At 60.5% G+C, this 12141-nt stretch carries 10 protein-coding genes; 2 read left to right on the plus strand and 8 right to left on the minus strand.

Going from position 1 to position 12141, the window contains the following annotated elements; all coding sequences use genetic code 11:
• Positions 1–72 precede the first annotated feature (72 nt).
• The 5 genes from BUC24_RS16905 to typA form a co-directional block, all read right to left on the minus strand.
• Positions 73–423 (minus strand): energy transducer TonB, encoded by a 351-nt coding sequence (locus tag BUC24_RS16905; protein WP_073218697.1) that lies wholly within the window; start codon positions 421–423, stop codon positions 73–75.
• A gap of 42 nt (positions 424–465) precedes the next feature.
• The gene (locus BUC24_RS16910) at positions 466–2232 is read right to left on the minus strand and encodes a methyl-accepting chemotaxis protein (RefSeq protein WP_083598964.1); all 1767 of its coding nucleotides are present in this window, start codon (positions 2230–2232) and stop codon (positions 466–468) included.
• Positions 2233–2629: 397 nt separating this feature from the next.
• A complete protein-coding gene (gene dusA, locus BUC24_RS16915; RefSeq protein WP_178372562.1) occupies positions 2630–3676 on the minus strand; it encodes a tRNA dihydrouridine(20/20a) synthase DusA in 1047 nt (348 codons plus the stop codon).
• 176 nt (positions 3677–3852) lie between these two features.
• Positions 3853–6009, minus strand: a complete 2157-nt coding sequence (locus BUC24_RS16920; protein WP_073218703.1) for an Ig-like domain-containing protein — start codon at positions 6007–6009, stop codon at positions 3853–3855.
• Between the two features lie 212 nt (positions 6010–6221).
• A complete protein-coding gene (typA, locus tag BUC24_RS16925) occupies positions 6222–8054 on the minus strand; it encodes a translational GTPase TypA (protein WP_073218707.1) in 1833 nt (610 codons plus the stop codon).
• Positions 8055–8363: 309 nt separating this feature from the next.
• Here typA and BUC24_RS16930 point away from each other — a divergent pair, with 309 nt between their 5' ends.
• The gene (locus tag BUC24_RS16930; RefSeq protein WP_073218710.1) at positions 8364–9065 is read left to right on the plus strand and encodes a hypothetical protein; all 702 of its coding nucleotides are present in this window, start codon (positions 8364–8366) and stop codon (positions 9063–9065) included.
• 26 nt (positions 9066–9091) lie between these two features.
• Here BUC24_RS16930 and BUC24_RS16935 read toward each other — a convergent pair whose 3' ends face one another.
• Together BUC24_RS16935 and BUC24_RS16940 are read right to left on the minus strand one after the other, a co-directional pair.
• The gene (locus BUC24_RS16935; RefSeq protein WP_229448255.1) at positions 9092–9571 is read right to left on the minus strand and encodes an Hsp20/alpha crystallin family protein; all 480 of its coding nucleotides are present in this window, start codon (positions 9569–9571) and stop codon (positions 9092–9094) included.
• Between the two features lie 14 nt (positions 9572–9585).
• Positions 9586–10026, minus strand: coding sequence for an Hsp20/alpha crystallin family protein (locus tag BUC24_RS16940; protein ID WP_073220267.1), 441 nt, complete (start codon positions 10024–10026; stop codon positions 9586–9588).
• Between the two features lie 135 nt (positions 10027–10161).
• On the opposite strand from BUC24_RS16940, the gene BUC24_RS16945 reads away from it, so the two are divergent.
• Positions 10162–10593 carry a hypothetical protein gene (locus BUC24_RS16945; RefSeq protein ID WP_073218713.1) on the plus strand — a complete coding sequence of 144 codons (432 nt, stop codon included), beginning with the start codon at positions 10162–10164 and terminating at the stop codon, positions 10591–10593.
• 35 nt (positions 10594–10628) lie between these two features.
• On the opposite strand, the gene BUC24_RS16950 is transcribed toward BUC24_RS16945, so the two are convergent.
• Positions 10629–12083: a serine hydrolase domain-containing protein gene (locus BUC24_RS16950; RefSeq protein ID WP_073218715.1), complete on the minus strand. Its 1455-nt coding sequence runs from the start codon at positions 12081–12083 to the stop codon at positions 10629–10631.
• Positions 12084–12141 lie beyond the last annotated feature (58 nt).

Raw genomic sequence — 12141 nt, forward strand, 5'->3', positions numbered from 1 at the left:
CCGGGCAAGCAGCGCGCGGCTGAAGGAAGGCGGCCCGGCCAGATGTGCAGGCCAGGCCGGTACAGCGAAAACTTAGTCGAGCTTCCAGGCGTAGTCGACTTTGGTCCAGGTTTGCGCGGGTGCGCCATCCTTGGTGCCAGGCTTGAACTTGCAGGCGGAAATCGATTTGATGGCCGCCTTGTCCAAATTCTTGAAGCCGCTGGTTTTTTCCAGCTTCGACTCGACCACACTGCCGTCCGGGGCGATCAGGAAGGACATGGATACCGTCCCCTGTTCCTCGTTCATCAGCGAGGCTTTCGGATATTCGGCCTTGCAGGCGGCCGCGTTAAAGACGGCGGGAACTTCGGCCGCCATGGCTGCACTGCCCATGACCGACATCGTCAACGCTGCAAGAACACTGAGATAACGCGCATTGGTATTCATAATCCCCTCCACTTCGACTTCGAACAAGCTAAAGACTGCGAATCAGAACTCTTCCCACTCGTCGCTGCTGGCGGCGCTGGCAATTTTCTTGGGCTTGGCGGCGGGCGCGGCGGCTGGCGCTGCTGCCGGGCGCTTGAGCGCTGGCTTGGCCTTGGCAGCCGGACGTGCGGCCGGCTTGGTGGCCGAGGCGACCGGCGCCGTTTCCAGGACCGAATGCTGTACCGTCTGCGCTTGCTCGCCGTCGACCAGCTTGAAGACGCTGACCACATGGGCCAGTTCGCTGGCCTGGTCTTGCAGACTCTGGGCGGCAGCGGCCGCTTCTTCCACCAGCGCGGCATTTTGCTGGGTCATGGCATCCATCTCGATGATCGAACGGTTGACCTGTTCGATCCCGGCGCTCTGCTCCTGGCTGGCGTTGGAAATCTCGCTCATGATGTCGGTCACGCGCTTGACGCTGGCAACGACTTCATCCATCGTCACGCCGGCCTGGCCGACCAGCTTGCTGCCGCGTTCGACCTTCTCGACCGAATCGCCAATCAGGGTCTTGATTTCCTTGGCGGCAGCGGCGCTGCGCTGGGCCAGGTTGCGTACTTCGGACGCCACCACGGCAAAGCCGCGGCCTTGTTCGCCGGCACGGGCCGCTTCCACGGCCGCGTTCAAGGCCAGAATGTTGGTCTGGAACGCGATGCCATCGATCACGCCGATGATGTCGACAATCTTGTTGGCCGAGGTGTTGATCGAGCCCATGGTGTCAACCACTTGCGACACCACTTCGCCACCCTTGCGTGCCACGTCCGATGCGGTCGCGGCCAGCAGGTTGGCTTCGCGGGCATTGTCGGCATTCTGTTTGACGGTCGAGGTCAGCTCTTCCATGGCCGACGCGGTCTTTTCCAGCGAGCTCGCTTGCATTTCGGTGCGCGAGGACAGATCGATATTGCCGGCGGCGATTTCACGCGATGCGGTGCCGATGGTTTCGGTACCCACGCGGACCTGGCCCACGATATCTTTCAGGCTGTTGCGCATTTCACGCACTTCCATCAGCAGGCTGCCTTTGGCGGCGCGGGTGGTATCAATCGACACCGACAGGTCGCCGTGGGCGATGCTGCTGGCAATGCGAGCCGTGTAATCGGGTTCGCCGCCAAGCTGCTTGATCAGGCCGCGGGTAATGGCCACAGCAGCCAGAACGCCCAGGAAGACGGCCAGGCCGCCTAGCCCCAGCATGGTATTGCGTGCCAGGCTGTACGCACCGCCGGCGTCGGCCGCGGCTTGTGCGGTTGCTTTTTCTTCCAGCACTGCCAATTGTTCCAGTGCCGCCATCCATTTTTTCTGGGCCGGGCGAATTTCGCGGATCAAGACCTTGGTCGCGTCTTCGGCTTTACCACCGAGCCACATTTCCGATGCCTTGGCGATGGCAGGCATGGCCACCGCTTCATGTTCCTTGATTTGCTTGAGCAAGTCCTTTTCCTGGGCCGTGGTGCTGGCCTCGCTGTCGAACTTTTCGGTCAGCTTCTTCTGGTCGACATCGTAGGCCGCCGCCAGCTCGCTCACGCGCTTCATTTCCGGCGCCATGTCGTCCGGCTCGGACAGCAGGGTCAGAATGCGCAGCGAGGTGATGCGGTCGCCCACGTTGGCGCGCATATTGATCACCAGGCGGTTGACGACGTTGTTCACGCCCACGACGTTGTCCAGGCGGTCCTGAATCAACTTCATGTTGTAAATACCCACGCAGGTGACCGCGACCAGGAAGAACAGGACCAGGCAAAAGCCGAGGCCGAGACGGATACCGACCTTCATGTTGGATAAATTCATAGACGTGTCTTTTAAAAGCTGCGATGGATGGATTTTTGGCCGCATCAACGGGCACTTTTGGCGCGCCGTTTGGAAGAAACCCACGATGTGGATATCTGCGTATTTCAGTCAGGATAAATCAAAAAAATGACTGCGGATGCAAAAATATCGCCGCTTGCACGCATTGTTTCGCTAGAACAACACATTTTATTGTGATTGTATAAAGGAAACTATAATTACTTAAAAGAATTATAAATGGACAGCTTGTTGGACCGATAATTACCGGAGAAAACCGGTAGCTAAAACGACATCGCCCTCGCGGAGGCGGGCTCGCATGCGAGCCCCCTATACCACGCTGAACAACCTCGGCGAGGTGGAATGGGCCCCCGCCTGCGCGAGGGCGATGTGGGGTGTTTGCTTACTCCGCGCTGCTACGCATGCGCGCTGCTGCTTCGAGCAACAAACGGGGATCGGCCCCGGCCAGCTTCTTGGGATCGGACATGGTCTGGCGGAACGCGCGTGCGCCCGGCAGGCCTGCCATCAGTCCCAGCATGTGGCGGGTGATCGAATTGAGCTTCAGGCCGCGGCTGGCGTGCAGGTCCAGCTGTGCCTGAATGTAGGGAATCATCGCCTCGAGCACTTGCTCGCGCGATTTGACGGCGCTGTCGTCGCCGTAAAAACGGCCATCGTAGCTGGCCATCGCATACGGGTTGTGATACGCCTCGCGTCCCAGCATCACGCCGTCGACATGCTGCAAATGGGTGGCAATCTCGTCATCGGACTTGATGCCGCCGTTGATGATGATTTCCAGATCCGGAAACTCGCGCTTGAGCTGGTAAGCCACCTCGTACTTGAGCGGTGGAATCTCGCGGTTTTCCTTGGGCGAGAGCCCTTTCAGAATGGCATTGCGGGCATGCACGATGAATGTCTTGCAACCGGCATCGGCGATCGTGCCAACAAAGTCGCGCACAAAGGCGTAGTCCTCGTTGCGGTCAATGCCAATCCGGTGTTTGACGGTCACGTCAATGGTGACGGCGTCACGCATGGCCTTGACACAGTCGGCCACCAGTTGCGGTTCGGCCATCAGGCAAGCGCCAAAGGCGCCCTTCTGCACCCGTTCCGACGGGCAGCCGCAATTGAGGTTGATCTCGTCGTACCCCCACTGCTGGCCCAGCCTGGCGCTGGTAGCCAGGTCGGCCGGATCGCTGCCGCCCAGCTGCAGGGCAACGGGATGTTCTTCTTCGTTGAAGCGCAGATGCCGCTCCACATCGCCATACACCAGGGCGCCGGTGGTCACCATCTCGGTGTAGAGCCAGGTATGGCGGGTGATTTGACGGTGGAACACGCGGCAATGACGGTCGGTCCAGTCCATCATGGGGGCAACCGACAAGGTGCGCGCAGGCAGGCCGCGTTGCCCTGTGGTTTCGACGGCAGGCGCACCCGCAAGACTGGTTCCAGATTCCATTTTATTTCATATTCCACAACGGTTTTCGCCCTTGCCGCTACCGGCAATGGCGAACGAGGCCGTTATGATAGCGCACTTGAGGGGGATCGGGCTGGCAGGCAAGAAAAGCCCGCTGGGCCAGACGGCGACAGCGGGCGGCGCGACCAGGGGCGCTGGCTGCGCCCCAGTGCAATGCACTACAAATTGTGATGGTAATAGACCAGCACCCGCCCCAGGTTCGACTGGTTGGTGTAGTTGTCCAGCACGGTAATGCTGTTGCCGTCATCACGCAGCAAGGTCCAGTCGCGTTGTGACTGCAGCGTGCAGGTCTCGCCTGGCGGGCACACGCCAATCCGCGAACCGTTGGCGCGACGATAGACGTTAATGACCAGACGGCCATTGTCGAGCAGCCAGGAATTGGTGGTCACGTCGCGACTGGTCCCGTCGGGATTGAGGATCGTTTCGAGACCGTTCTGGTCAGCGCGCAGCTTGATGAAATAAGCGCCGCTGAGGTCCGAAATGCCCAGACTCCAGGTTTGCGCCGCCTGCGCGGCAGAAAACGCGAGGCCGGGCTGCATTTCCACCATGTTCACGCCGTAGGTGCGCATTTCGGTTGGCGTGCTGTAACGCACCAGCCAGCGCTGCGTGTTCAAGCTCAGGTTCGTTGCGCGCGCCATGTCGTAGACGGTGCCATTGCCAAACACCAGGTGCAGTTTGCCATCGACAATGCTCCAGTTGACGCTCATCCCTGGCTGTTCGAGCATGACCGCCGTGCCGTTGGCGGCAAAGGCGATGCGCGACAGCCCCGTACTTGGCACGGCCGACAGCACAGGCGCGCCCCCGAACGATTTGCCGGAAATATCCTGCGCCGCCAGGGCTGGCAAGCTATCCCATGCGTCAAACGCATAGGTTACGGTTTCTTCGTACGGCTCGGCGGTGGCGCCACCCCGACCGATATAGTTGAACGAACCGATGCTGGTCACGGCCATCAGACCGTGATTCGGTCCACCCGTCACCTGACGCAACTTGACCGAATTAATCGTAAACGTCCCCGTATCGCCATGGACGGTCACGCCGCTGCGCGTTGGCGCGGCATTGAACGCAATGTCCAGCGCACGGTCCTTGCTCCAGGTACCACTGACCATCGCATTGTTGACCGACAATTGAGCCACGCCACCCGGCGCCAGCCGTACTTCCAGTCCGGGATTGGCACCCGATGGCAGCAAACCGTTGTCGAGTATCAGGACGCGCTCGCGATCGATCACCAGGCTTGGCACCGACAAATCGAATGCGTTTTGCTGCAATTCCTGCTTGGCCGGTTCGATCAGGTCCGCATGGTTTTGGTACACGTCCTTGGCAAATACAGCATACGTGGCCTCGTTCTGCACCAGCTCCAGCGTGTCGGGCACGCCCGCTGGCAAAGGCAAGGCAGGCTGCTGCAGGCTGAGCGCACGGGTCGCCAGACGCATCATGGCGGCCACCTGGAAAATCTGCGCCTGATTGATTCTGCCATTGGCCACGTCCAGCGCGTTCTGATTTGCCGGCACCAGGCCGGTGTTCGCATCACGCAGCGCGATGTAGCGGCCACTCGACACCAGACTCACATTCAAGTCCGCCACTTGACCGTCGTGCACGCGGCCAGTGCCGGCGCTGGCCGTCAGCAGCGAACGGGCGGTGCCGGCCAGAGTGATCATCTTGATGTACCGGTCGTTGGCACGGATGGGCTGCACGGTGATGGTGACCATCGCGTCCGGTGCCTCGAATACAACCGGGATCTCGTAAAAGCGTTCGTTGATGACAGTTTGCGTGAACGCCCGCCCGCCCACCTTGACCGTGACGGTACTGTCCACGCCGTCAAGCAAGGACAGCTTGCCCGCCAGACGCAGCGGCGTACCGACCACCACCGTCAGCTCGCCAGTCGCGGTGGCAGTGCCGCCAACGGCGCGCACCACGTAGCTGAGTTTGTCTTCACCGGCGTAACCTGCTGCCGGCGTATAGGAAATGGCACCATTCTTGATGACCGCGCTTCCATGCAGCGGCGCTGCTACGCTGACCAGTTCGAGCTTCAGACGGTCAGGATGGCTGTCATTGGCCAGCACGTCGAGCGCATTTTCCTGATTGATGGTGGCAGCAAAGGTTTCGGCCAGCACCACGGGCGGCTTGACCGCTTGGGTTGGTGTGGGTGTTGGTGTTGGCGTGGTCGGCGGCTGCTGTCCCGACGGCGGCGACTGCGGTCCGGTACCGTTCAGATTGAGTGACTGGTCTGCCCCGCCGCCGCCGCCGCAGGCGGAGAGCAGCGTGACTAGTGCGAACCCGGCGCTCGCGAAGGAAAAGCGTGAAAACTTGGTCGTCATGAGTACACTTCAAAAAAGGTGACAGGAAAAGATCAGCATGCCAAAACAGCGCAAAATATTGAACAGCCGGCAAGTATCGTAGCCAGATGAACAAACGTCAATTTTATTTAAGGGAATTGGAAGTTTTACAACACCAACATTTAATTCTATGTACACATAAAAAACCCGCTGCCCGGATAACCGGACAGCGGGTTCGATGAGAGCGGCGCGGCTTACGCTTCGCGGCTGGCCTTCTTGCGCTCGTGCTCTTTCAGGTAGCGCTTGCGCAGACGAATCGATTTTGGCGTGATTTCAACCAGCTCGTCGTCAGCAATGAATTCCACAGCGTACTCGAGCGACATCTGGACTGGCGGCACCAGACGCACGGCTTCATCGGTACCCGACGAACGCACGTTGGTCAGCTGCTTGCCCTTGATCGGGTTGACCACCAGATCGTTGTCACGGGAGTGGATACCGATGATCATGCCTTCGTACACTGGGTCGTTGTGGACCACGAACATACGGCCGCGGTCTTGCAGTTTCCAGATGGCGTAGGCAACGGCAGCGCCGTCATCCTGCGAAATGAGCACGCCATTGCGGCGGCCAGCCATTTCGCCCTTGCTGTTGTCGACAGGCGCGTATTCATCGAACACGTGCGACATCAGGCCGGTACCGCGGGTCAGGGTCATGAATTCGCCCTGGAAACCGATCAGACCGCGTGCAGGGATCTTGTACTCAAGGCGAACACGGCCTTTACCATCCGATTCCATGTTGGTCAGGTCGCCACGGCGACGGCCCAATTCTTCCATCACGCCACCCTGGTTGACTTCTTCGACGTCAACCGACAGGTTCTCGAACGGCTCGTGGCGCACGCCATCGACCATCTTGAACACTACGCGTGGACGCGACACGGCCAGCTCGAAGCCTTCGCGGCGCATGTTTTCGATCAGAATCGTCAGGTGCAGTTCGCCGCGACCCGACACTTCAAAGATGGTGTCGTCGTCGGTTGGTGCCACGCGCAGGGCGACGTTGGCCTTCAGTTCGCGGTCGAGGCGGTCACGCAGCTGACGGCTGGTGACGAACTTGCCTTCGCGGCCAGCCAGTGGCGAGTTGTTGACCATGAAGTTCATGGTCAGGGTTGGCTCGTCGACGGTCAGCATTGGCAACGCTTCTTGCACGTCCGGTGCGCACAGGGTCGAACCGATGCCGATTTCGTCGATACCGTTGATCAGGCAAATGTCGCCGGCAACCGCTTCGTCCACCAGCACGCGCTCCAGGCCCTTGAAATTCAGCACCTGGTTGATGCGGCCCTTGATTGGGGTGCCGCCTGGACCGTTGATGACAACGACGTCCTGGCCGGTTTTGACGCGGCCGCGATTGACGCGGCCAATGCCGATTTTACCCACGTACGACGAGTAGTCGAGCGAGGTGATTTGCATCTGCAGCGGGCCGTCCGGATTGTCATCGCGCACTGGCACGTGTTGCAGAATGGCGTCGAACAAAGGCTTCATGTCGCCTTCGCGCACGTCTTCGGTCAGACCGGCGTAACCGTTCAGGCCCGATGCGTAGACGATCGGGAAGTCCAGCTGTTCATCGCTGGCGCCCAGTTTGTCGAACAGTTCGAACGTCTGGTTGATGGCCCAGTCAGCGCGCGCGCCCGGACGGTCCACCTTGTTGACGACCACGATTGGCTTCAGGCCCAGCGCCAGCGCCTTGCGCGTGACGAAACGGGTCTGTGGCATCGGGCCTTCTTGTGCATCGACCAGCAGCAGCACCGAATCCACCATCGACAGCACGCGCTCGACTTCGCCGCCGAAGTCGGCGTGGCCTGGGGTGTCAACGATGTTGATGTGGGTGCCTTCGTATTCAACCGCGCAGTTCTTCGACAGAATCGTGATGCCGCGTTCTTTTTCGAGGTCGTTCGAATCCATGACGCGGGTATCGACCGCCTGGTTTTCACGGAAGGTACCAGACTGGCGCAGCAGCTGGTCCACGAGGGTGGTTTTGCCGTGGTCAACGTGGGCGATGATGGCGATGTTGCGAATTGCGCGTTTAGAATTTGACATGGTCGTAAAGAACGGAAATGTACGTGGTGTACGAAGGTGTACGGGTATTGCTTGAATCAGGAACCCACTAGTATAGCACGCAAAAGGCACTTATTGCAGGTAGCCAAGCTTGGAAATCGCTGAAAATTCAACAGCTTGCTGCCATTCCTGCCACAATCGCGCCTGTTTTTGGGGCAGCGCGGCAGCGCTTTGCCAGCAAAAACGCCCCCATCGCCTTCGCGCGGCCGCGGGCCCATACCACGCCAGCAAGTGGTGCGATCAGCCCGCCCGTGCGATCATGAAAGGCTCACTGCATCCACCAACTCAGCAATGTCCCTCACCATGACAATACCCGCCGCGCCGATCGAACCCGATTCCTCCGTCTATGAAGACTGGATCAGCCACTGCTTCGACCATCCTGTGGACGACAACGGCTGGAACGACTGGGCATGGAGCGATGCCGCCCTTGCATGGCAACTGCCGGCCAGCACCACCCTCGCCTGCCTGAGACGGCTGTTCAATACATCCTCGGACAGTTTGCGTCGTTTCTCCGACGAACAGCTCAGGAACGGATTTGACTATCTTTTGATGAGCTCGGCCGACATTTACACGCTGAAAGACCCGTCGCTACCCGAAGCGGATCGCCTGACCTGCGTGCGTGCGCTATCCAATCTCTTCAGCGGCATTTTTTCAGAGCGGTGCACGGACGCCCCATGCCGCAACAGCAAAGAGGAAGAACATTCCGTGTTGAACAGCGTTTGCTACATGTGGTTCGACATCATGCCCATTCACGCCACGTTTGGCGCGGAAAGCAAGCGATACGAGGTCGTCATGTTCGATGTGCTCGAAGCAGTCCTCGCGCTCGATTCGCTGGCATGCCAGGAGGCCGCCCTGCATGGACTGGGCCACTGGGCCGATCCTGACAACTTCGACAGGATCGAGCAAATTGTCGCGGCCTACCTGGACCGCATTTCTGCCGATCACGTTCTGCGCGCCTACGCCCGCCCGGCGGCCTTCGGCTCATTGGGGTAAGCTGGCCTTGCTGCGCAGCGCCGCTGCTACCTGGGCGCTGCGCTGACCGGGATCTTGCGTGGCGCCGCCTGCTGCGTTTTGGGAATGCGGATCTTCAACACGCCTTGTGCCAGTTCCGCCGTCGCTTGCGCGCCATCCAGGTCGCGCGACAGCGCAAACGTCCGCTCGTAGTGCTGATGCCGCACCTCTGCATAGCGGGACTGCATGTCCTGCGGAATATCAAGCGAAAGCGCACCCTCGATGGTCAGACTATGCGCCTCCAGGCGCAGATGAAGGTTTTCGCGGGAAACACCCGGTATGTCAGCCAGCAAAGTAATACCGCCGGCGTCCTCGATTACATCCACTGGCGGGGTGAGGACACCCACGTTGCGCGTGCCAGCCGCGCCTGCCGCTGCCGCCCCCTGCTGGCCCGTGCCCTGCCCTTCCATGCGGCCGTCGCCAACCTGCTGCGCCTGCGCCGGCTCGGCGCCCTGGCCCATCGCCTGGCTTTGCTTATCTGTATCCATGCTGCCCTCCCATTTTAGTGAACTGAAATGCGGCGCGGCTGCACTGATTCGCGCCGGGCTACCGAAATGTGCAGCACGCCGTCGCGGTAGTGCGCGCTGACCGATTCCGCATCCACCTCGTCGGGCAAGGTGAGCACGCGGCGAAAACTGCCGGCAAAGCGTTCGTTGATCTGCACGGTCGCACGCTGGGCCTGCGAATGCAGGTCGTCAGTGCGCTGACCGGCAATCGTCAGCACGCCCTGCTCCAGCTGCACATCGATTGTTCCCGGCTCCAGGCCGGGTGCGAACACATACATCTCGATGCTCTTTTGCGTGGTGCCGACATTTAGAGCCGGAAAGCCGCCGCGGGCAAAGCCGCGGATGCTGGACTCCATGTCGAACGCCTGCTGCAGATCGCGCTGGAAGCGATCGAGCTGGGCAAACAGATCATCGGGGAACATGGAACGATAGTGCATCATTGACCTCCATGGAATGCTGGGTTGTCGCGGTTAGACGGGAGGCTGCGCGCAAGGTTCCTATATGATGGCGTCATGCACTCATTCCGACTCCTCGCCCTCGCGCTTCTGTGTTGCTGCACTCCCGCACAGGCCATGCGCCCCGTCTACCATCCGCTCGCGCTCGAAGAGCTGATCAGCCAGTCCGACACGATTGTTCTGGTCGAGCGTGAGGAACCATTGAAGTCTGTTGCGCAAATCGAGGAAAACGGCTGCACCGCCCAGCGCTGGCCGCTGACGGTGCAGACTGTGCTGAAGGCACCGGCTGATCGTGTGCACCCGGGCCAGGTGCTGCCAGTGCTGGTGAACGCGATTCCCTTGATGACTTGCGGCTTCGACAAAAGGAACATCAGCGTGTCGTACCCGGTGCGCCGTTACGTCGGCTTCGACTACAACTTCTACACCGCGCCATCGCGACGTTTTGTGGCCTTTCTGAAGACAGGCCCGCGTGGCCCTGAAATGACCGCCGTCGGCGCCTTTGAAACTGAGGCGCGCATTGGGGATATCGTCAGGCTGATCAAGCCCTGAGACCCCATGGCGGCAGCGTCCGCCGCCATGGGGACTTACTGGGCCTGCTTGCCGTACACCGTGTACTGTGCCAACTTGCCGTCCTTAGTGAACATGCAAATGACACTCAGGTCGCCACCACCGGTCTTGATGCGGAAGATGCGCATCTTCATGCCTGCCTTGTCTTCTTCCATGATCTGATCGATCGCCGTGATTTCGCCTTTTGGCGCCAGTGAGCTGGTGATATCGCTGAGCACCTGCCCGCTCAGATAGCGCGCCAAATCCGCGGTCATGCGCGAGCGCGCAGGTGTCCCGCCCTGCAGATCAGTGAACATGCGGCGCGCCAGTTCGCGGTCGCGGCGTGCCGCGGCATCTGGCACCGGTGGGGCCGCTGCGGCTTGCGGCGCCCCTTCCGGCTCTGCCGCCGGTGCTGCCGCCGTCGCGGGCAGCAGCATCTCTTCCAGCGCGCCTTCGACATTGCCCGCCAGGCGGAAGTCAGCCGTGTTGCTTAGAATGGCAATCGCCAGGCCTTCAGCCGGATACACCAGATTGCGCGACATGAAGCCTGCCACACCGCCGCCATGGCTCCAGCGCGCCCTTCCCTCCGGTGTGACATCGACGGCGATGCCAAGACCGTAATTTGTCTCGGCGCCCCCGGGAACGACAACTTCCTCGGTCAGCAGCGCGCGCGACGCGGGCGACAAAATCGTATTGTTGATCAGCGCGAGATCCCAGCGCACCAAATCACTTGGCGTCATGGCGAAGTGGCCGGCAGCGAAGGTCCAGCCTTTGCCCTCGGGCTTGGGAACGCGCAGCGGGCCCAGCGCGTTTCGTTCGTAGCCTAGCGGGTCGCCCGAGCCCAGATCAGCGTGGTCGAGATCGGTGGCCGATGTCATTCCCAGCGGCGCCGTGATGCGTTCGCGCAGGAAGCGTTCGAGCGTCTGGCCGCTGACTTTTTCGATAATGCGTCCGGCAATGACGTAATTGGTGTTGCTGTAGTCCCAGCGCGTGCCGGGCTTGAATGCCAGCGGCTTGCGGCCGTACTTGTTCATGATCTTGTCCGCGGTGGTTGGTGCGGCCATTTCCACAGGCGCGTATTCGAGCGGGTAATAGTCGACGTAGCCAGCCGTGTGTGCGAGCAGCTGGCGCACACTGACGTCACGCGCGCCGCTCAGTTGCGGGAAGAATTTGGCGACTTTATCGTCCAGGCTGAGCTTGCCATCTTGCCCCAGCAGGAGCACGCCAGCTGCAACGAATTGCTTGGTGACAGAGCCAATCTTGTAGCGCATTTGTGCCGTCGCGGGCAGTGCGGGATCCAGCCGCGCATTGCCGTATGCCTTGGCGTAGGCCAGCTTGCCGTCCTTGCCGATGGCTATCGAAATACTCGGTTCTCCGCTGGCGGCCAGATGTTTTTCGATCAGTGCATCGATCGCCTTTTCAGTGTCGGGCAAAAGCTGGGCCGATGCGGCCAGCGGCAAACAGAAGGCAATGGCAAGGCTGAGACGACGCATGATGCTCCTTTACTTGATGGGAGCATGGTTATCTCATGCGCATCCGGAGCAGTCAATA

The organism is Massilia sp. CF038 (genome assembly GCF_900129765.1).
GTDB lineage: Bacteria > Pseudomonadota > Gammaproteobacteria > Burkholderiales > Burkholderiaceae_D > Telluria_A.

Bases quoted from the DNA above. Each gene is read 5' to 3' on its own strand.
- BUC24_RS16910 (WP_083598964.1), bottom strand. From the start codon at position 2,232: ATGAATTTATCCAACATGAAGGTCGGTATCCGTCTCGGCCTCGGCTTT.
- typA (WP_073218707.1), bottom strand. From the start codon at position 8,054: ATGTCAAATTCTAAACGCGCAATTCGCAACATCGCCATCATCGCCCAC.
- dusA (WP_178372562.1), bottom strand. From the start codon at position 3,676: ATGGAATCTGGAACCAGTCTTGCGGGTGCGCCTGCCGTCGAAACCACA.
- BUC24_RS16920 (WP_073218703.1), bottom strand. From the start codon at position 6,009: ATGACGACCAAGTTTTCACGCTTTTCCTTCGCGAGCGCCGGGTTCGCA.
- BUC24_RS16935 (WP_229448255.1), bottom strand. From the start codon at position 9,571: ATGGATACAGATAAGCAAAGCCAGGCGATGGGCCAGGGCGCCGAGCCG.
- BUC24_RS16930 (WP_073218710.1), top strand. From the start codon at position 8,364: ATGTCCCTCACCATGACAATACCCGCCGCGCCGATCGAACCCGATTCC.
- BUC24_RS16940 (WP_073220267.1), bottom strand. From the start codon at position 10,026: ATGCACTATCGTTCCATGTTCCCCGATGATCTGTTTGCCCAGCTCGAT.
- BUC24_RS16945 (WP_073218713.1), top strand. From the start codon at position 10,162: ATGCGCCCCGTCTACCATCCGCTCGCGCTCGAAGAGCTGATCAGCCAG.
- BUC24_RS16905 (WP_073218697.1), bottom strand. From the start codon at position 423: ATGAATACCAATGCGCGTTATCTCAGTGTTCTTGCAGCGTTGACGATG.
- BUC24_RS16950 (WP_073218715.1), bottom strand. From the start codon at position 12,083: ATGCGTCGTCTCAGCCTTGCCATTGCCTTCTGTTTGCCGCTGGCCGCA.